Consider the following 19,243-nt stretch of genomic DNA (forward strand, 5'->3'; position numbering starts at 1 on the left):
GGATGGAACGGCACACCGGCGGTCGTGCTCATGGGGGTACTCAACGTCACTCCCGACTCCTTCTCCGACGGCGGCAGGTTCTCTGATCCCGACCAGGCGATCGCTGTCGGCCTCACCATGTGGGACGACGGAGCCGACATCGTCGACGTCGGTGGTGAGTCCACCCGACCCGGATCCGACGGCGTCGATGCCGCCACCGAGATCGACCGGGTGCTTCCGGTCGTGTCGGCATTGGCTGCCGGCGGGGTGGCCGTCTCGATCGACACCTCCAAGCCCGAGGTCGCCGCGGCGGCACTCGACGCCGGTGCCGTCGTGGTCAACGACGTGACCGCCTTTTCCGACGTGGCGATGGCTCAGGTGGCGGCCTCGAGCGGGTGCGGCGTGGTCTTGATGCACATGCTGGGGGAGCCCCGCACCATGCAGCAGGAACCGACCTACGGGGACGTCGTGCAGGAGGTGCGCGACCATCTGGTGGGCCGAGCCGCCGACGTCATCGCCGCCGGGGTCGATCCGTTCCACATCGCGCTCGACCCGGGGATCGGGTTCGGCAAGACCGTCGACCACAACCTCCGGTTGCTCTCGGAGGGCGTTCGGACGCTCGCCGCCACTGGCCATCCGGTACTCGTCGGCGCCTCACGCAAGTCGTTCCTCGGTGCCATCACCGGGGAAGCGGAGGCCGCCGAACGTGCCCCGGAGACGATCGCCGCGCATGCCCTGGCGATCGCTGCGGGCGCCTCCATCATCCGCACCCATGACGTCGCCTTCGGGGTGCGTTCCAGTCTCGTGGCCACCGCTATCGTGCGCGGGGTGGTGGAGCAGTGATGACGGGTCTCGAACCCCGCGACTTCACATGGGTGATCTCCGGTCGGCTGGCCGTGTCAGAACGCATCGGCGGCTACGGTTTTCAGCATCGGCGGGTGCGCCGTGAAGAGGAGATCACCTGGATCAAACGCGCCGGGGTCAACACCGTCCTGTCGCTTCTCGAGGGAAATCAGAACATCGCCGCCTACGAAGAAGCCGGCCTGCGGGCTCACAGTGTCCCGCTCCTCGAGGTCGATCGTGAGGCCGCCGAGCCCGTCTACAGGGCGATCGGCCAGCTGCTCGCCGAGCCCCGCATCGTGCTCCTGGTGCACCGCGACATCATCGACGACGCCGTAGCCGGGGTCCTGGCCGGCTACCTCGTGTACTCGGGGAAGGTGACCGATCCGATCATGGCCACCGCCGTGGTCCAGGAGATCCTGGGCCGGCCGCTCGGTCCCGACGCTCGGGCGCTGATCCCGCAACCTTCGGGGGCCTGAGACGCGGGCCGCCATCGGCCTCGGGTCGAACCTCGGTGATCGCCTGGCAGTGCTGACGGGCGCGGTGGGAGAGTTCCGACGCCTGGGTGAGGTGGTGGCGGTGTCGGGAGTGTGGGAGACCGCGCCGATCGGCGGACCGCCCCAGGACGACTACCTGAACGCGGTGGTCGTGGTGCGCACCGTGCTCGGCCCGGTGCCGCTGATGCAACGGCTGCTCGCCATCGAAGCCGCGGCGGGAAGAGAGCGTGGCGAGCGCTCGGCGCCGCGCACGCTCGACCTCGACCTGCTGCTGTACGGCGATGCCGAGATCGACGCCCCCGGCCTCACCGTCCCCCACCCCCGCATGCACGCCCGACGCTTCGTCTTGGAACCCCTCGCCGAGGCGTGGCCCGGAGTCGTGATCCCTGGCCACGGCACCGTGGAGGAACTGTTGGAGAGTGTTCAGGATCAGCGGGCCTCATCACGCGGTCCCCTCCCCTGAAGGGGGAGGTGGCAGCGGCCGCAGGTCGCTGACGGAGGGGGAGGGTTGGCGCGTCGCGAGGTTCACGTAGTGATCGCCCTCCCCCCTCCCCGCCGCTCGCTCCGCTCCCGGCGGTACTCCCCCCTTCGGGGGGAGGAACCGCAGGGGGGCTAGGCGGCCGACGGCCACACGCTCAACGGGCAACCGGCAACAGGTAACCTCTCACTTGGCTGGTACCCATAGAGGACTGGAACCCATGGATCTCATCGTGCTCGGCCCGGGACGGGCCGGGACTGCCATCGGCCTCGTCGCCGTTGCCTCCGGACACCGCATCGTCGGTGTCGCCGCGCGCGACACCGACGCCGCCGAAACGGCCGCCGAGCGCCTCGGGTCGCGGCCGCTCGTCTGGGGTGACCGGCTTCCGACCGCCGACCTCCTGGTGGTCGCGGTGCGCGACGGGGCGATCGCCGAGGTGGCCGACGAGTACGCCGACCGGGCGGCCAGCGTCGAGGGAGCCACGCACCTCTCCGGCCTCGTCCCGCCCGACGCGCTGTCCCCCCTCGGTGTTCCCGTCGCTGCCTTCCATCCCCTCCAGACGATCCCGACGGCCGAGGCTGGCGCCGAGCGCCTTCCCGGCGCCTTCATCGGGATCACTTCGGACGACGACCTCCTCAGCGACCGTCTGTTCGGTCTGGCGCGTTCGTTCGGTTCCCGGCCGTTCGAGTTGCCCAATGAGGCGCGGGCCGTCTATCACGCGGCTGCGGCCGCTTCCGCCAACTACACGATCGCCGCCCTCGCCGTGGCCCACCGGCTGTTTGCTGCCGCCGGTGTGGACTCCGCGGTGGCCGAGCCCCTGGTGCGGGCCGTCGTCGACAACGCCCTCGCCATGGGCCCGCTGGAAGCCCTGACCGGCCCGATCGCCCGCCACGACGTCGAGACGGTTCGGGCTCAGGTGGAAGCGGTGCGCGCGGCCGCGCCCGACGTCGCCGGGGCCTTCGAGGCAATGGCGATCGCCACCGGCATCGTGGCCGATGCCACCGACACGGTGAGGGAGGCACTGCGATGAGGGTGGCTCGAACGTTTGGCGAGGCCCGCACCACCGCGGATGGCCGGGTCGCTCTCATCCCCACCATGGGTGCCCTTCACGAGGGGCACCTGGCGCTGGTCGACACCGCCCGCGCTGCCGACCCGGACACGGTGATGATGAGCGTCTTCGTCAACCCGATCCAGTTCGACGACCCCGCCGACCTAGAACGCTATCCCCGCGACCTGGAGCGCGACACCGCCCTCGCCGAAGCGGCCGGGGTGGGTGTTCTCTTCGCTCCATCCGTCGAGGAGATGTACCCGCAGGAGCCGGTGGTCCGGGTGAGTGCCGGGCCGTTGGGTGAGCCGATGGAGGGCCGCCGCAAGGGGCACTTCGACGGGGTCGCCACCGTGGTGACCAAGCTGTTCGCTGGGCTACAGCCCTCGGCGGCGGTCTTCGGGCGCAAGGACGCCCAGCAGGTGGCGGTGATCCGACGTCTCGTCGTCGACCTGTCGTTCCCGGTCCGGGTGCTGCCAGCCCCGACGCTGCGGGAGCCCGACGGCCTCGCCCTGTCGAGCCGCAATGTGTTCCTCGACGACCGCGAGGGGGCACTGGGCCTGTCGCGTGGGCTGTTTGCCGCGGCTGACGCCATCGAGGGCGGTCTCGAGGATGGCTCGGCTGCCGAAGCGATCGTCGCCGAAGCGGTCGCAGACGCCGGGGCGCAGCTCCACTACGCCAGCCTCGTCGACGCCGCCACGCTGGAACCCGTCGATCGGGTTCGTGATGGCACCGTTCTCGCCGTGGCCGCCCAGGTGGGCGAGGTTCGACTCATCGACAACGTGCACATCGACGGCGACGGGACCGTGGACCGCGGCCGTCTCCTGACCCGGCCCTCGACCCTCACCGGAGGTGGATAGATGTTGATCGCGGTGGATGTCGGCAACACGCAGACCGTCGTCGGTCTCTACGACGGTGAGACGATGGTCGACTCGTGGCGACTGTCGACCGTGCGCGAGCGGACCGCAGACGAGTACCGGCTGTTCCTCACCGGGCTGCTCCGTCAGGACGGCCATCGCCTCGAAGACCTGGAGGGAGCGGTGCTGGCCAGCGTGGTCCCGTCGGCGAAGGCGGCGATGATCGAGGTGGCTACCGAGCTGGTGGGCGAAGACGCCCTGGTGGTGGTCGGTCCCGGGATCAAGACCGGCATGCCGATCAACATCGACAACCCCCGTGAGGCCGGCGCCGACCGGGTGGCCAACGCGGTGGCGGCGCTCACCAAGTACGGCGCTCCGGTGGTGTCGGTCGACTTCGGCACATCGACGAACGTCGACGCCGTCGACGCTACGGGTGCTCTCGTCGGTGCCTCCATCGCCCCCGGTCTCGAGGTGTCGCTCAACGCCCTCATCTCGGGGACTGCGGCGCTGCGTTGGGTCGACTTGACGCCCCCACCCGCCGCCATCGGACGCAACACCGTCGAAGCCATTCAGAGCGGGCTCTTGTTCGGACACGCCGGCATGGTCGACGGGCTCGTCGAGCGCTTCGTCGGGGAGCTGGGTGGCTCGCCGGCGGTCATCGCCACCGGCGGCCTCGCCTCTACCATCGTCCCCCACTGCCGCACCGTGTCGACGGTCGACCACGACCTGACCCTCGACGGGCTGCGGATCATCTACGAGATGAACATCGGAGCGTGACCATGGCGGACGACGAGGCGGCGATCGGCGCGGAGGCCGACGAGTCGGCGCTCGATCGGATCATGGCCGATCGTCAGGCCAGGGTCGATGCCGTCCGCGATGCTGGCGGCGACCCGTACCCGGTCAGGTTCGACCGGACCGCCGTCGCCGCCGACCTCCACGCAGAGCATGGCGGCCTCGACCCTCAGACCAACACCGGATCGAGCGTGGTGGTGGCCGGACGGGTCATGTCGAAGCGCGAGCTCGGCGCGGTGGCGTTCGCCGTTCTCCAGGACGGATCCGGTCGCATCCAGCTGTTCGCCGAGGAGAAGGTACTGGGGGAGCGCATGGCCGACTTCGCCGCTCTCGACGTGGGGGACTGGGTGGGTGCCTCGGGTGAGGTGGTGACCACCCGCACGGGGGAGCTGTCGGTGCGGGTAGATGACTTCACCCTGCTCTCCAAGGCCCTGCGCCCTCTGCCGGAGAAGTGGCATGGCCTCACCGACACCGAGCAGCGCTACCGCCGGCGGTACGTCGACCTGATGGTCAATCCGGACTCGATGCGGGTGGCGCGCGCCCGGGTGGCGACAGTCGCGTCGGTTCGGGACTCCCTGATCAGCCGTGGGTTCATCGAGGTCGAGACGCCGGTCCTCCACGACCTGCCGACCGGTGGGCTGGCCACGCCTTTCACCACCCACCATGCCGCGCTCGACCAGACGATGTACTTGCGGATCGCCCTGGAACTCCACCTCAAGCGGCTGGTCGTGGGTGGCATGGAGCGGGTGTTCGAGATCGGCCGCGTCTTTCGCAACGAGGGCCTATCGCCCCGTCACAACCCGGAGTTCACCATGCTCGAGGCCTATCAGGCTCTCGCCGACTACGGCGACATGGTCGACCTCACCGAGGCGATCGTGGTCGAAGCGGCCGAGGCGGTGGCAGGTACCACCAGGCTCACCTATCAGGGCCGCCCGCTGTCACTCACGGCTCCCTGGAAGCTCATCGACTACGTCGGGGCCACCACCGAGATCAGCGGCGTCGAGTGGGACCCGGTCATGCTGGTCGAGGACGCCCGCGCGGCCGCCGATACTGCTGGCATCGAGTACGACGGGTCCTGGGGCACCGGGCGGATCATCGCCGAGGCGTTCGAGCACTTCGTGGAGCCCACCCTCTGGGAGCCGACCGTGGTCCTCGACTTCCCCGAGGAGATCTCCCCGCTTGCCCGCCTCCACCGGTCTCGGCCCGGGCTCACCGAGCGATTCGAGGTGATCGTCGCCGGCCACGAGCTGGCGAACGCCTTCTCCGAACTCAACGACCCGGTGGATCAACGCCGTCGCTTCGAGGCACAGGCCGCCGCCCGCGCCGCTGGCGATACCGAGGCGCACCCGATGGACGAGGACTACCTGCGAGCCCTCGAATACGGCCTCCCTCCCACCGGCGGCATGGGGCTCGGCATCGACCGCCTGGTGATGCTCCTCACCGACCAGGCGGCGATCCGCGACGTACTGCTGTTCCCGCATCTCCGGAGGGAGAGCTAGAAACGTCTTCTACGCGCTGCGGGCCGCTTCGACTCGCTGGACCAGGTAACGACCGAGTCCGCCGAGCACGTCTCTTACCTGCCCGGTAGGTAGCGCGGCAACGGCCCGCTCGGCCCTTGCGATGTGGGCATCGACGTGGCTCAAGGCGATATCGACATGCCCTCCCTTGCGCACCAGGTCGATCACTTCGGCGACGGCATCGGGGTCGTACGGCTTGCCTCCCGACAGGAGGCGTTCGATGCGGTCACTGTCGTCACCTTGCGCCGCCAGGAGCACCGGCAGCGTGAAGGTTCCCTCGAAGATGTCGGAGCCTGCTGGCTTGCCGAGGAAGTCCTCGGTGGCCACGAGGTCGAGGATGTCGTCGGCCAGCTGGAACACCATCCCGACCTGGTAGCCCCAGGAGGTCGCGGTCTCGATCTCGGCCGGGGAGGCCCCACCGGCCATCGCGCCGAGGCGCGCCGAGGTCCGGATGAGGCTGGCGGTCTTTTTGTCGATCACCCGGAAGTAGTCGTCGGGATCGGTGTCGAGGCGGTTCGCCAGCGTCAGTTCGAGCATCTGGCCCTCACAGAGCAAGGCGTAGGTGCGCGCCAGCAGGGCCACCGCCTCGGTGCCCAGGGGTGCGGCGACCTCCGAAGCGCGAGCGAGCAGGAAGTCGCCAGCGAGGATCGCCACCGTGTTCGACCAGTTGGCATTCACCGAGTCGACTCCACGGCGACTGTCGGCCTCGTCGATCACGTCGTCGTGGTAGAGGCTCCCCACGTGGATGAGTTCCACCGCCACCGCCGCCTCTACCGGGTCGTTGCCAGCGACCGCGCCGAGCTCCGAGGTGACGAGAGCCAGCAGCGGCCGGTAACGCTTGCCGCCGCCCATGAGGTGCTGGAGGATGTCGGTGAGTCCGTCCTCCTCCGAGCTGGTGGCCTCGAGGAGCCGGTGTTCGACGGAGGCCATCCTCTTCCACACGCGGTCGATGGGGACCAGGTCCCGTATCGGCGGGGTGTTCATGGGTCAAGGGTACCGAGCCGCGACCAGCTACCAGCTTCCAGCTACCAGCTACCAGCTACCAGCTACCAGCCAGACTCTGAACCCTGTCGATGCGTGCCGGTAGCCGGTAGCCGGTAGCAGCGATGGCTCCTTCAGTTAGGGAAGCATTCGGCCGACGGATCTGTTACACCCGGTGTACCCGAGGCGCCGCATGAGGCTTGATCGGGGCCGCCGCTATAGTCGCTAGGGCGGTCCGGCGAGCCCGTCGGTACCCCAGGAACGGTCCGAGGAGTCACATTGTTCGAGCGTTTCACCGACCGGGCACGACGGGTCGTCGTCCTCGCCCAAGAGGAAGCCCGGCTCCTGAACCACAACTACATCGGCACCGAGCACATCCTGCTCGGCCTCATCCATGAGGGTGAGGGCGTCGCCGCCCGCGGTCTGGAGAGTCTCGGTATCTCGCTCGAGTCGGTCCGGAGCCAGGTCGTGGAGATCATCGGCCAGGGTGCTCAGGCCCCGAGCGGCCACATTCCTTTCACGCCCCGTGCCAAGAAGGTGTTGGAGCTCTCGCTGCGCGAGGCACTCCAGCTCGGCCACAACTACATCGGCACCGAGCACATCCTGCTCGGCCTCATTCGCGAGGGCGAGGGTGTCGCCGCTCAGGTGCTGCAGAAGCTCGGCGCCGAACTGCACAAGGTCCGCCAGACGGTCATCCAACTGCTCTCCGGCGCCCAGGGTGAAGACAGCGGCGAGGCGCCCACCGGTTCCTCGGGCAGGAGGGGCGAGTCGGCATCGGGTTCGACCGTTCTCGACCAGTTCGGTCGGAATCTGACCCAGTACGCCCGCGAGCGCAAGCTGGATCCGGTGATCGGCCGCCAGCGTGAGATCGAGCGAGTGATGCAGATCCTCTCGCGGCGCACCAAGAACAACCCGGTGCTCATCGGCGAGCCCGGCGTGGGCAAGACCGCCATCGTCGAGGGCCTCGCCCAGCGGATCATCGAAGGGGACGTCCCCGACACGCTCGCCGGCAAGCACCTCTACACGCTGGATCTGGGTGCCCTCGTCGCCGGATCACGGTACCGCGGCGACTTCGAAGAGCGACTCAAGAAGGTTCTGAAGGAGATCCGCACCCGCGGCGACATCATCCTGTTCATCGACGAGATCCACACCCTGGTCGGCGCCGGCGCCGCCGAAGGTGCCATCGACGCCGCCAGCATCCTCAAGCCGATGTTGGCCCGCGGAGAACTGCAGACGATCGGCGCCACCACGCTCGAGGAATACCGCAAGTACCTGGAGAAGGACGCGGCCCTGGAGCGCCGATTCCAGCCGATCCAGGTCGATGAGCCCAACGTCGCCGAGACCATTCAGATCCTGACCGGCCTGCGTGACAAGTACGAAGCGCACCATCGGGCCTCGTACACCGATGCTGCTCTGGTGTCGGCTGCCAACCTCGCCGACCGCTACGTCGCCGACCGCTTCCTCCCCGACAAGGCCATCGATCTCATCGACGAGGCCGGCAGCCGGATGCGTCTGCGCCGCAAGGCCGCCACGCCCGAGCTCGAGGACATCGAGAAGCGGCTCTCCGACGTTCGCGGCCAGAAGGAGGAGGCCGTCCAGTCGCAGCAGTTCGAACGCGCCGCCCAGCTGCGCGACCAGGAGCGCGAGCTCATCACCGATCGCACGGATCACGAGGCAGCGCTCGGCGAGGCCGAGGACGTGACCGGATCGATCATCGACGAGGAGCAGATCGCCGAGGTGCTGGCGCAGTGGACCGGGATCCCCGTCCAGAGCCTCACCGAGGAGGAGACCGCCAAGCTCCTGCGCATGGAGGAGGACCTCCACGAGCGGATCGTCGGCCAGCACGAGGCGATCCAGGCGGTCAGCCGGGCCATCCGTCGTACCCGTGCCGGGCTCAAGGACCCGAGGCGGCCTTCCGGGTCGTTCATATTCCTCGGACCCTCGGGGGTCGGCAAGACCGAGACCGCCAAGGCCCTCGCCGCTTTCCTGTTCGGCACCGAGTCGGCGCTCATACAGCTCGACATGTCCGAGTACATGGAGAAGCACACGGTGAGTCGCCTCGTCGGATCCCCGCCGGGGTATGTCGGCTATGACGAGGGTGGCCAGCTCACCGAGGCCGTGCGCCGCAAGCCGTTCTCGGTGGTGCTGTTCGACGAGATCGAAAAGGCGCACCCCGACGTTTTCAACACGCTGCTGCAGATCCTCGAGGACGGTCGCCTGACCGACGCGCAGGGCCGCACGGTCGACTTCAAGAACACTGTGATCATCATGACCTCGAACCTGGGTACTCAGGACCTGAAGCGAAAGGCGGTCGGGTTCTCCACCGACAGCGAGGCGGCGTCGTACGAGAAGATCAAGGAGCGGGTCACCGAGGCGCTCAAGAAGCAGTTCCGGCCCGAGTTCCTCAACCGGATCGACGAGGTCATCGTCTTCCACGAGCTCACCATGGACGAGGTCAAGGCGATCGTGGACCTGATGATCGTTCGCATCCGTGAGCAGCTGAAGTCGCAGGCCGTCGAACTGGTGCTCAGCGACGACGCCAAGGCGTTCCTCGCCGGCCAGGGCTACGACCCGCAGCTCGGGGCCCGACCCTTGCGTCGCTCCATCCAGCGGATGCTCGAGGACCCGCTCTCCGAGAAGATGCTGTTCGGCGAGTTCCCGGCGGGTTCCACGGTGCTGGTCGACGTCGACCCCGAGGATCTGGGGCGGCTCGCTTTCACGTCGGTGGACTCGACCATCGAGTCTCCCGTCTCCCACTGACCGCCCCGGTCGTCGCGTTTCAAGGGTGGTTCTCGCGGTTCGGGGCGGTGGTCTGTCGTCCCCGTTACACTCCGTTTATGCCTACCTGGGCGAACAACTCGGACCTATGCATAGGAGTCAGACAACCATGTTGAGAAAACGCTTTGCTTTCGCCGCGCTCATCGTGGCCTTCGCCCTCGTGGCGGCGGCCTGCGGTGACAGCGGCGGCGATGGCACGACTACCACAGGAGCCGGCAACGGCGTTGTCGTACCCGACTTCTGTCCCGAGATTCTCGGAGCTGCTGAGGCAGACGCCGACGGATCGGGCGTCAACGTCGGCCTGACGTACGACCTGCTCGGCCGTGGTGACCAGTCGTTCAACGATGCCGCCGCGTGTGGCGCCGACTGGGCGCGGTTTTACCTCGGCGTCTCCGTCTCGGAGATCACGCCGACCGATGCGGCCGCCCGAGCCACCGACCTGCAGCTGCAGGCGGAGAACTCGTCGATCGTCATCGGCAACGGCTTCTCGTTTGATGTCGCGTTCCCGGACGTATGTGTCAACAACCCGGAGGTGGACTTCGCCATCACCGACACCGGCCTGCTCGACTTCTCGCAGGACCCGCCTGTGCCTTACTGCGACAACGGTCGCGGCATGGTGTTCGCCGAGCACGAGGGATCGTTCCTCGTCGGTGTGGCCGCAGCCCTCAAGACCGAGACCGGCACGGTCGGCTTCATCGGTGGTGTGAGCGGCATCGGTCTCATCGAGAAGTTCCAGGCCGGCTTCATCGCCGGTGTCCACGCGGTGGATCCGACGATCGAGGTCGTCTCTTCGTACATCAGCGAGTTCCCCGACTTCGCCGGCTTCGAGTCTCCGGACCGTGGCCGTGAGATCGCCCTCGCCATGTACGGCGAAGGTGCGGACATCGTGTATGCCGCCGCCGGTCTGTCCGGCTCCGGCATGTTCGCTGCCGCCAAGGAGTACACCGAGGCCAACGGTTCGAAGGTGTGGGGTATCGGAGTCGACTCCGACCAGTACAACACTGTCGATCCCGACCAGCGGGAGTACGTCCTGACCTCGATGCTCAAGCGGGTGGACGTGGCGGTGTTCTACGCCATCTACGACCACTTGACGGGCAACTTCACCGGGGGTCCGACCGAGTACAACCTCGCGGCCGACGGCGTTGGATACGCCACCAGCGGTGGATTCGTCGATGACATCGTCGACCAGTTGGAGGACTTCAAGGCTCGCATCGTGTCGGGTGAGATCGTCGTTCCGACGGCACCGTAGGACGTCGGTTCGGATGAGAGATCACCCGAACCGTTAGAAGGCGAGGCAGGGCGGGACCGGGCTAATCTCGGTCCCGCTCTGCGCGTCCAAGATCGATTCGACGGGAGGCACACCGGTGTCGTACGCCATCGAGATGGAAGGGGTCACCAAGACCTTTCCCGGTGTCGTGGCCAACGATCGTGTCTCAATGAAGGTCGAACAGGGCGAGATCCATGCCATCTGCGGCGAGAACGGCGCTGGCAAGTCGACCCTGATGAAGATCCTCTACGGGATGCTCCAGCCGGACTCAGGCAGGATCCTGGTCGACGGCGAAGAGGTGCACTTCCGTTCCCCGAGCGACGCCATCGCCAAGGGCATCGGCATGGTCCACCAGCATTTCATGCTCGCCGATCAGCTCACGGTGCTCGAGAACGTCATCCTCGGTAGCGAACCGACCAGGTCGCTGGGGCGCATCGACTTTCGGGCCGCAGGCCAGCACTTCGTCGATGTCAGCCTCTCTTACGGGCTGAGCGTCGACCCCGATGAGCTCGTCGAGACTCTGGAGGTGGGGGAGCGGCAGCGCGTCGAGATCATCAAAGTGCTGTTCCGGGGAGCCCGGATCCTCATTCTCGACGAACCGACCTCGGTGTTGGTGCCCCACGAGGTGGAAGAGCTGTTTCGCAACATGCGCGATCTGAAGGAAGCAGGCTCGACGATCATCTTCATCGATCACAAGCTCGAGGAGGTGCTCGAAATCGCCGACTCGATCACCGTGCTGCGCCAGGGCAAGACGGTGGCGACGGTCAAGCCCTCCGATGTCACCGCCTCGGACCTGGCGGAACTCATGGTCGGTTCCGAATTGCCGACGCCGGCGACGACGACCTCGACCGTGACCGACATTGTCGCCCTGTCGGTGAGGGGGGTAACCGTGCTCGACGAAGACGAGCGGGCGGTGGTGCGGGACGTCTCCTTCGACGTGCGCCGGGGAGAGATCTTCGGGATCGCCGGGGTGGAGGGCAACGGACAGACCGAACTCATCGATGCCCTGGTCGGCACGCGGGTCCTGGCGTCGGGAACCATCGAGTTCAACGGTGCCGATGCGACCCTGTGGAACGTACGCCGCCGCCGGGAGCACGGGTTGGCGTACATCCCACAGGATCGTCACCGCGAGGGTCTGCTGCTCCACTCGCCGCTGTGGGAGAACGCCGCCTTGGGTCATCAGACGCTGCCGCCGTTCTCCCGAGGTATCTGGTTCGACCGCAAGGGGGCGCGGGGCCGCACCGACGAGATCGTGGCGACCTTCGACGTACGGACGCCGAGCATCGAGGTGGCGGCGCATGCGCTATCCGGGGGCAACCAGCAAAAGATGATCGTCGGGCGGGAGATGGTGTCCGACCCCAAGGTACTCATCGCCGCCCATCCGACCCGGGGTATCGACGTGGGCGCCCAGGCGGATGTGTGGCGGGAGTTGCGGCGGGCGCGTGCTGAAGGCATGGCCACGGTGCTCGTCTCGGCCGACCTCGAGGAGTTGATCGGCCTCTCGGACACGCTCGTCGTCATGCTTCGCGGGCAGATCGTCGCCACGCTCGACCCGGAGACGGTGACGCCGCGCGACCTCGGTTCGTACATGACCGGCGCCGCCCTCGGGGACGCGGTGGCATGACCGACAAGCCCCGGGTCTCCGATCCCGACGAGACCCCGCGGATTCCCAAGCAGCGCCACGTGGTCGGTGCCGGCCGTCGTGCGGTGCTCGCCCTGTCAGCCCCGGTGATCGCCATCGTGTTCGCCCTGGCGCTCTCCTCGGTGGTCCTCCTCGTATCCGGCAGTAGTCCGCTCGCGGCCTACGCCGACATGATCCGCGCCGGTACCCGACTGGAGAGCATCGTCGACATGCTCAACCGGGCGACACCCCTGTACCTGTCCGGCATCGCAGCGGCCATCGGCTTCAGGATGAACCTGTTCAACATCGGGGTGGAGGGGCAGTACACGCTGGCCGCCTTCTTTGCCGCGGTCGTCGGCGCTCACATCGTCCTGCCGGCCTTCTTCCACATCACCGTGATTGTCCTGGTGGCGATGATCGTCGGCGCCCTGTGGTCCGGCCTCGCCGGATGGCTCAAGGTGGCGCGCGGGGTCAACGAGGTGATCGGGACGATCATGCTCAACTTCATCGCCATCGGCGGGGCCGTGGCCTGGCTCGCCGTCCAGTGGCGCGAGGGCCCGCTGACGCCGAACTCAGGCACCAAGTTCATCCCCGAGTCGGGCCGACTGCCAGACATCAACGCGGTGCTCGAGATCTTCACCCGGGAGATCACCGGTGGCCGTCACCTGTCGGCGGTGCTCCTGCTGGCGATCATCGGCGGCATCGTGTTCCACGTCTTCGTCAACCGCACCCGGTTGGGCTTCGACCTGCGGGCCACCGGCTACAACTTTCACGCGGCGCGCGCCGGCGGCGTGTCGGCCAACCGGATGGTCATCGTGGCGATGGTGTATTCGGGTGCGATGGCCGGTCTCGTCGGTATGGTCGACGTGCTGAGCCGCAACCATCGGTTCGACGCCGAATTCTTTTCCGGCCTCGGCTTCGCCGGGATCGCCGTTGCTCTCCTCGGGCGCAACCATGCGGTCGGTCTCGCCATCGGCGCCATGCTCTTCGCCTTCATGGACGTCTCGTCCCCGATCCTCCAGATCACCGGATCGGCGACCCGCGAGATCGTGGTCATCATGCAGGGGATCATCCTGTTGGCCGCAGTCGTCGCCTACGAGTCGGTGCGGCGTTACCGGGAGCGCGACGAAGTCCGCCGCGCCGCTGCCGCCCTGGCCCACGGGGATGACGGGATATGACCTGGGCGCGCCAGTTCGGTCGGCTTCCTGCCTGGGCCCGCTACGGCATCGCCGCCGCCGTTGGCATGTTGGTACTCACCGTCGTGCAGTCACTCGAACCGGGGGGCCTCGATCGGCTGACGTCGCAGAACGCATCCGGAGCCATGCTGCGCTGGGGCATGCCGATCCTCCTCGCCGGTCTCGGCGGCCTCTACTCGGAACGGGCCGGAGTGGTCAACATCGGGCTCGACGGCATGATGATCCTCGGTACGTGGTTCGGTGCGTGGGGTGTCCTCCAAGGTGGACCGTGGATGGGTCTGGTCTACGGTCTCGCTGGCGGCGCCCTCGGTGGCCTGGTTCACGCCGTGGCCACGGTCACCTTCAAAGTGGATCACATCGTGTCCGGGGTTGCCATCAACATCCTCGCCCCGGGTGTGGTCCGCTATCTGTCGTCCGAGTTGTTCACCGAGTACGCCGGCGGTTCCATCACACAGTCGCCGTCGATCACCGGCCTGGGCAACATCACCCTTCCGTTCCTGGCGGGCGGCAACATCTTCGGCTGGAAGTCGCCGGACATTCTCGGTGTTGTCGACCGATGGGACGCCTTCTTCATCTCCGACGTGGCCGGGTTCTTGCGGGGCTTCGTCGCCAACGTCAACATCTTCTCGCTGATCGCTCTCGCTGTGGTCCCGGCTTCCGCCTGGTTGATCTGGCGGACCAGATTCGGGCTGCGCCTGCGGATCGCCGGTGAACATCCGACGGCCGGCGAATCGCTGGGCATCAACATCTACTGGCAGAAGTACAAGGGCGTCATCATCAGCGGTGCCCTGTCCGGGCTGGGCGGGGCGTTCATCGCCATGGAGCTCACCGGCTTCTACCGGGAGGGTCAGGTGCAGGGCCGCGGGTTCATCGGTCTCGCCGCCCTCATCTTCGGGAACTGGCGGCCCGGGGGGATCCTGGTGGCGGCGTTCGTGTTCGGTTACCCCTTCGGGACCGCCCTGCGCGATCTCGACGGGCGGTCCACCCACGCCCTGATGCTGCTCATCGTGGTGGGGCTGGCGGTGATGCTCGTGGTGTCGATCAGGCGGGCCAAGCCGTTCGACGCGGTCCTCGCCGGTGTGCTCGCGGCCACCTTCCTCGTCTGGTATCTGCTCACCGACAGCGCCCCCTCCTTCCTCCCCAATGCCCTGCCGTTCGCCACCGTGCTCCTGGTGCTCATCTTCGCCGGGCAGCGATTGCGCATGCCCGCAGCGGACGGGAAACGGTATGAGAAGGGGCAGGAGCTTTAAGAGCGGGCCTTCGGCCCGCGGGTACTTGGTACTTGGTAGTTGGCACATCAGCGGATAGGTGTCGACTGGAAACTCTCTCCCCCCGGAAGGGGGGAGTCCCGCAGGGAGCGGAGCGACCGGAGGGGAGGGGGGAGGGCGAACGCTACGTGGGCCTCGCGACGCGTCTGGCCTCCCCCTCCGTCATCGGCCTTCGGCCGCTGCCACCTCCCCCTGCGGGGGAGGAGAGTCAAAACGGGCTGGACCCTCTCCGCGCGCTGTCCAAGTACTAAGTACCAAGTACTAAGTACCGGCTTTGCCTCACGGTGTCGGAACGGGCCGTCCGAAGAAGCTGACGCTCTGCAGAGCCAGCTCGGTGAACGGCTCCTGCCCTTCACAGCTCGACCCCGGATGGGCGCTGGTGATGGTCATCACCACCCGGCTGGTGTTGAGGCTGTTGAGGTCGATGCGCTGGATCTCACGGGTGTCGAGGAGGTTGGCGATCTGGAGCTGGGGCCGGTCGTTGATCTCGATCTCGACGGCCCTGATCCGGGCGTTGCGCAGGAACCGGCACTCGTCTTGGAGATTCTCGATCCACATCTGGGTGATCTGCACCGCTGGCTGGAAGTAGAAGGTGACCTCGGTGTTGATCCCGCCGTCGACGGCATTCCATGACGTCTCGCCGTTGCCGTCTATGAGCGCTGCACACGGATACGAGGGAAGCTCAGAGTCGCACTCGACCCGGATCGGGGTGAGCTGCACCTGCTCGGTGGCCACCGTGGTTTCGGTCGTCACGGTGGTGGTGGTCTCCTCCGGGGACCCGCCGACTACGTTGAAGACGAGGGCGAGCAGGGCGACGGCGAGGACCACGCCGGCGAGCACGATCAGCGCCCGCGCTCCAGCGGTGGTGCGGAGCATCGGCTGCGGGGCCACCGGCATCTGGCTGCGGGTGAGGCGTGCCCCGCACTCGTCGCAATGCCGGTTGCCGGAGTGATTCACCGTCCCGCACGAAGGACACAGGATGGCCGAGTGTCCCGCCGTCGTGATCGACAGTGGTGCGTCGTCGGCACTTACGGGCACGGTGCGCGGCTGTCGTGGCTGTGGCGCGTCCTCCTGATCGGGCTCTCCTTCGAGATCGAAGGGCTCGAAGAGATCGTCGAAGGGGTCGATGGGTCGGTCGTCCATTCCTCTGCCCGATCTGACAGTGCGCGGGCTCGGCCATTCTGCCATGGGCCGGGAGCCACGCATCGTCTCCTCGGTCCGAACCCTGCCAGGAGGGGCCGGGGCAGCCCGCCGGACCTGTCATGGTCGGCCGGTAGGGTCCTTCCTACATGCGCTACCGGTGCACCGAATGCGGCTTCGAGACGCCCAAGTGGATGGGCTTCTGTCCCCAGTGTCGGTCGGACGGTGAGCTGGTCGGGGTCCCCGATCCGAAGCGAGGTCGGAGCAAACCGGCCTCCGCCGGCACGGTGGTCCCGGTCTCAGAAGTCGCCACCTCGGCCGCCGAGCGACGCTCCACCGGCCTGTCGGAGGTGGACCGCGTCCTCGGGGGCGGGCTGGTGCGTGGTGCGGCGATCCTGCTCGGTGGGGAACCGGGAGTGGGGAAGTCCACGCTCCTGCTTCAGATCGCTGGAGGTCTCGCCGCCGGCGGCGCGGGAGTCCTGGTGGCGTCTTCCGAAGAGTCGCTCGATCAGCTGGCGCTCCGGGCCGGTCGACTCGGTATCGACGTCGGATCCGTGCTCGTCACCTCCGAGCGTGATGTCGATGCCATCGTCGCCGCAGGGGACGAGCGACGACCCGAGTTGCTCATCGTCGATTCCATTCAGACGATCGCCGCCAAGGAGGTGAGCGGAGCACCGGGAGGCGTCGCTCAAGTCAGGGAGGCTGCGGCGCGACTGGTTCACTTCGCCAAGGAGTCGGGCGTGGCGGTGGTGATCGTCGGCCACGTCACCAAGGATGGGAGCATCGCCGGACCGAAGCTGTTGGAGCACACCGTGGACGTGGTCCTGTATCTCGAGGGCGACGTCGACCGCGGCCTGCGCGTGCTGCGCAGCCTCAAGAACCGGTTCGGGCCGGCCAACCAGGTGGGACTGTTCGAGATGGCGAGCGCGGGCCTCATCGAGGTCACCGACCCTGCGGGCGTGCTGCTCAGCGGAGATGCGGGGGCCGCCGCCGGCAGCGTTGTCTTTCCGGCGATGGATGGGCGGCGGCCGCTGCTCGTCGAGGTACAGGCGCTGGTCGCGGGGTCGTCCCTGACTCAGCCGCGCCGCTCGGTCAAGGGACTGGAGGCTGCTCGGCTCCATCAGATCATTGCGGTGCTCGAGCGCCACGGGCGGCTGTCGTTCGCCGGTTCGGACGTGTACGTGAGCGTCGTCGGGGGCCTCAGGCTCCGCGATCCGGGCGCAGACCTGGCCATGGCGTTGGCGCTCGCATCATCCTTGCTCGACCGTCCGCTGGGCCCTGTCGCCGCCTGGGGGGAGGTCGGCCTCACCGGCGAGGTACGGGCGGTACCCCATGCAGACGTGCGCGCTGCCGAGGCGAAGCGACTGGGCATCGAGCGCATCCATGGTCCCAACGGCAAGGGCCGGGCCCGGCTCGCCGACGTCCTCGCTGATGCGGGAGTAGCGAGTAGCGAGTAGCGAGGGCGGGATACGACGCTCGGTTGACGGTTGACGGTTGACGGTTGACGGTTGACGGTTGACGGTTGGCTCTCTCGGCCTGTCCCATAACGGGTGTCCCGACTACCCTCGCCCTTTCCAATGGTTCAGCGCGATCCCACCATCGACATTCGCCGGGCGCTCGCCCCGGGCATGCCGCTGCGCAATGCGGTGGAGCTCATTCTCCGTCAGCGCACGGGTGCGCTCATCGTGCTCGGGTACGGTCGGGACGTCGAAAGCATCTGTAACGGCGGGTTCCACCTCGACGGTGCCGACTTCGGCGCGGCGAGACTCGCCGAGCTCGCCAAGATGGACGGGGCGGTGATCACTGACGCGGCCGCCGAGGTGATCTATCGCGCCAACGTGCAGCTGGTGCCCGACTCGGAGATCGCCACAAGTGAGACCGGAACCCGGCACCGGACCGCCGAGCGGGTGGCGGTCCAGACCGGCCGACCGTGCGTGGTGGTGAGTGAGGAGCGCCAGACGGTCACCGTGTACGTGGGGACCACCCAGTTCGAGCTGCGGAGTCCGACGAATCTGCTTGCCCAGGCGAACCAGAACCTGCTGACCCTCGAGCGGCTACGCCGCCGCCTCGACGACGACGAGGAACATCTGACCACGCTCGAAGTGGACGACATCGTTACCTACCGGGACGTGGTTCGCCTGTTGCACCGGGCCGCGCTCGTCCGTCGCGTAGGCGCCGACCTCGACCAATACGCGGTGGAGCTCGGCGGTGACGGTCAGCTGATCGGGATCCAGATCGGAGACCTGCTGCTCGGCGTGGACGACATGGCCGCGCTGGTGTACAGCGACTACGTGCGCAAGTACCCGTCCAAGACCAAGCAGCCCCTCGACCTGCTCAACACACTCACCACTGAGCAACTCTCCGACGAGAGCCGGGTGGCGAGCGCCATCAACCTGGGCTCCCAGGATGCCCAGGCACATCCGCGGGGGTACCGACTGCTGAGCCGCGTGCCGCGGCTCCCCGACGCGGTCGAGGACTCGCTGATCGGCCGATTTGAAAACCTGCAGGGCCTGCTGCACGCCAAGACTGGGGATCTGGACCAGGTCGACGGTGTCGGCCGGGCTCGCGCTCGACAGCTGCGTCACTACTTCGATCGTCTCCTCGAGAGAACCCGCATGTGGGAGAGCGACGAGGACTGATGGCGCCTTCGGCGCCGCCTAACAGCTAACAGCTAACAGCTAACAGCTAACAGCCAGAGCCGGGTACTTGGTACTTGGTACTTGGAGGACCGACCGGCCATAGCGCGGGATGACCTCTGGCTGGTAGCTCCTCAGGCTGTGGGCTGTCTGCTCGTCTGCTGTACACTTCGCCCTTCCCCACCCCGAGCCGAGGCATGACCGCGAAGAAACCCGCATCGGGTAAGACCGCATCCGCGAAGAAGGCATCTGCGAAGAAGCCCGCTCCCGTGAAGCCCGCTGCGAAGAAGGCTCCGGCGAAGAAGGCTCCGGCGAAGAAGGCTCCGGCGAAGAAGGCTCCGGCGAAGAAGG

General features: G+C 67.5%; 16 protein-coding genes. 14 read left to right on the forward strand and 2 right to left on the reverse strand.

The window, feature by feature from the left end; genetic code table 11:
* The first annotated feature begins 30 nt into the window (after nucleotides 1-30).
* The 7 genes from folP (at nucleotide 31) to lysS (ending at nucleotide 5,987) form a co-directional block, all read left to right on the forward strand.
* Nucleotides 31-822, forward strand: coding sequence for a dihydropteroate synthase (gene folP / locus WEA29_00140; GenBank protein ID MEX2322174.1), 792 nt, complete (start codon nucleotides 31-33; stop codon nucleotides 820-822).
* The gene (locus tag WEA29_00145) at nucleotides 822-1,298 is read left to right on the forward strand and encodes a hypothetical protein (GenBank protein MEX2322175.1); all 477 of its coding nucleotides are present in this window, start codon (nucleotides 822-824) and stop codon (nucleotides 1,296-1,298) included. Before folP ends, WEA29_00145 begins: the two co-directional genes overlap by 1 nt.
* A 13-nt stretch (nucleotides 1,299-1,311) precedes the next feature.
* Nucleotides 1,312-1,779, forward strand: a complete 468-nt coding sequence (folK, locus tag WEA29_00150) for a 2-amino-4-hydroxy-6-hydroxymethyldihydropteridine diphosphokinase (protein ID MEX2322176.1) — start codon at nucleotides 1,312-1,314, stop codon at nucleotides 1,777-1,779.
* A 235-nt stretch (nucleotides 1,780-2,014) separates the two neighbouring features.
* Nucleotides 2,015-2,824 carry a DUF2520 domain-containing protein gene (locus WEA29_00155; GenBank protein MEX2322177.1) on the forward strand — a complete coding sequence of 270 codons (810 nt, stop codon included), beginning with the start codon at nucleotides 2,015-2,017 and terminating at the stop codon, nucleotides 2,822-2,824.
* Nucleotides 2,821-3,699 carry a pantoate--beta-alanine ligase gene (gene panC, locus WEA29_00160; GenBank protein ID MEX2322178.1) on the forward strand — a complete coding sequence of 293 codons (879 nt, stop codon included), beginning with the start codon at nucleotides 2,821-2,823 and terminating at the stop codon, nucleotides 3,697-3,699. Before WEA29_00155 ends, panC begins: the two co-directional genes overlap by 4 nt.
* Nucleotides 3,700-4,473 carry a type III pantothenate kinase gene (locus WEA29_00165; GenBank protein MEX2322179.1) on the forward strand — a complete coding sequence of 258 codons (774 nt, stop codon included), beginning with the start codon at nucleotides 3,700-3,702 and terminating at the stop codon, nucleotides 4,471-4,473.
* Between the two features lie 2 nt (nucleotides 4,474-4,475).
* A complete protein-coding gene (lysS, locus tag WEA29_00170) occupies nucleotides 4,476-5,987 on the forward strand; it encodes a lysine--tRNA ligase (GenBank protein MEX2322180.1) in 1,512 nt (503 codons plus the stop codon).
* A 9-nt stretch (nucleotides 5,988-5,996) separates the two neighbouring features.
* Here lysS and WEA29_00175 read toward each other — a convergent pair whose 3' ends face one another.
* On the reverse strand, nucleotides 5,997-6,989 hold the full coding sequence (locus WEA29_00175) for a polyprenyl synthetase family protein (GenBank protein MEX2322181.1): 993 nt from the start codon (nucleotides 6,987-6,989) through the stop codon (nucleotides 5,997-5,999).
* Between the two features lie 276 nt (nucleotides 6,990-7,265).
* On the opposite strand from WEA29_00175, the gene WEA29_00180 reads away from it, so the two are divergent.
* The 5 genes from WEA29_00180 (at nucleotide 7,266) to WEA29_00200 (ending at nucleotide 15,098) form a co-directional block, all read left to right on the forward strand.
* Nucleotides 7,266-9,746: an ATP-dependent Clp protease ATP-binding subunit gene (locus tag WEA29_00180; GenBank protein ID MEX2322182.1), complete on the forward strand. Its 2,481-nt coding sequence runs from the start codon at nucleotides 7,266-7,268 to the stop codon at nucleotides 9,744-9,746.
* A 127-nt stretch (nucleotides 9,747-9,873) separates the two neighbouring features.
* A complete protein-coding gene (locus WEA29_00185) occupies nucleotides 9,874-11,013 on the forward strand; it encodes a BMP family ABC transporter substrate-binding protein (GenBank protein MEX2322183.1) in 1,140 nt (379 codons plus the stop codon).
* A gap of 133 nt (nucleotides 11,014-11,146) precedes the next feature.
* Nucleotides 11,147-12,655, forward strand: a complete 1,509-nt coding sequence (locus tag WEA29_00190; GenBank protein MEX2322184.1) for an ABC transporter ATP-binding protein — start codon at nucleotides 11,147-11,149, stop codon at nucleotides 12,653-12,655.
* A complete protein-coding gene (locus WEA29_00195; protein ID MEX2322185.1) occupies nucleotides 12,652-13,830 on the forward strand; it encodes an ABC transporter permease in 1,179 nt (392 codons plus the stop codon). Before WEA29_00190 ends, WEA29_00195 begins: the two co-directional genes overlap by 4 nt.
* Nucleotides 13,827-15,098 (forward strand): ABC transporter permease, encoded by a 1,272-nt coding sequence (locus WEA29_00200; GenBank protein MEX2322186.1) that lies wholly within the window; start codon nucleotides 13,827-13,829, stop codon nucleotides 15,096-15,098. Before WEA29_00195 ends, WEA29_00200 begins: the two co-directional genes overlap by 4 nt.
* Nucleotides 15,099-15,395: 297 nt before the next feature.
* Here WEA29_00200 and WEA29_00205 read toward each other — a convergent pair whose 3' ends face one another.
* Entirely contained in the window at nucleotides 15,396-16,259 is an 864-nt protein-coding gene (locus WEA29_00205) for a hypothetical protein (GenBank protein ID MEX2322187.1), read from the reverse strand.
* Nucleotides 16,260-16,405: 146 nt separating this feature from the next.
* Between WEA29_00205 and radA the strand changes: the two genes are divergently transcribed.
* Both radA and disA read left to right on the forward strand, forming a co-directional pair.
* Nucleotides 16,406-17,713: a DNA repair protein RadA gene (gene radA, locus WEA29_00210; GenBank protein MEX2322188.1), complete on the forward strand. Its 1,308-nt coding sequence runs from the start codon at nucleotides 16,406-16,408 to the stop codon at nucleotides 17,711-17,713.
* A gap of 120 nt (nucleotides 17,714-17,833) precedes the next feature.
* The gene (disA, locus tag WEA29_00215; protein ID MEX2322189.1) at nucleotides 17,834-18,895 is read left to right on the forward strand and encodes a DNA integrity scanning diadenylate cyclase DisA; all 1,062 of its coding nucleotides are present in this window, start codon (nucleotides 17,834-17,836) and stop codon (nucleotides 18,893-18,895) included.
* Nucleotides 18,896-19,243 lie beyond the last annotated feature (348 nt).

It is taken from the genome of Acidimicrobiia bacterium, assembly GCA_040902765.1.
GTDB lineage: Bacteria > Actinomycetota > Acidimicrobiia > Spongiisociales > UBA11373 > DATKBG01.

Coding starts and splice junctions, on each gene's coding strand:
- folP (MEX2322174.1), top strand. CDS start 31: ATGGGGGTACTCAACGTCACTCCCGACTCCTTCTCCGACGGCGGCAGG.
- WEA29_00145 (MEX2322175.1), top strand. CDS start 822: ATGACGGGTCTCGAACCCCGCGACTTCACATGGGTGATCTCCGGTCGG.
- WEA29_00155 (MEX2322177.1), top strand. CDS start 2,015: ATGGATCTCATCGTGCTCGGCCCGGGACGGGCCGGGACTGCCATCGGC.
- panC (MEX2322178.1), top strand. CDS start 2,821: ATGAGGGTGGCTCGAACGTTTGGCGAGGCCCGCACCACCGCGGATGGC.
- WEA29_00165 (MEX2322179.1), top strand. CDS start 3,700: ATGTTGATCGCGGTGGATGTCGGCAACACGCAGACCGTCGTCGGTCTC.
- lysS (MEX2322180.1), top strand. CDS start 4,476: ATGGCGGACGACGAGGCGGCGATCGGCGCGGAGGCCGACGAGTCGGCG.
- WEA29_00175 (MEX2322181.1), bottom strand. CDS start 6,989: ATGAACACCCCGCCGATACGGGACCTGGTCCCCATCGACCGCGTGTGG.
- WEA29_00185 (MEX2322183.1), top strand. CDS start 9,874: ATGTTGAGAAAACGCTTTGCTTTCGCCGCGCTCATCGTGGCCTTCGCC.
- WEA29_00190 (MEX2322184.1), top strand. CDS start 11,147: ATGGAAGGGGTCACCAAGACCTTTCCCGGTGTCGTGGCCAACGATCGT.
- WEA29_00195 (MEX2322185.1), top strand. CDS start 12,652: ATGACCGACAAGCCCCGGGTCTCCGATCCCGACGAGACCCCGCGGATT.
- WEA29_00200 (MEX2322186.1), top strand. CDS start 13,827: ATGACCTGGGCGCGCCAGTTCGGTCGGCTTCCTGCCTGGGCCCGCTAC.
- WEA29_00205 (MEX2322187.1), bottom strand. CDS start 16,259: ATGGACGACCGACCCATCGACCCCTTCGACGATCTCTTCGAGCCCTTC.
- radA (MEX2322188.1), top strand. CDS start 16,406: ATGCGCTACCGGTGCACCGAATGCGGCTTCGAGACGCCCAAGTGGATG.
- disA (MEX2322189.1), top strand. CDS start 17,834: ATGGTTCAGCGCGATCCCACCATCGACATTCGCCGGGCGCTCGCCCCG.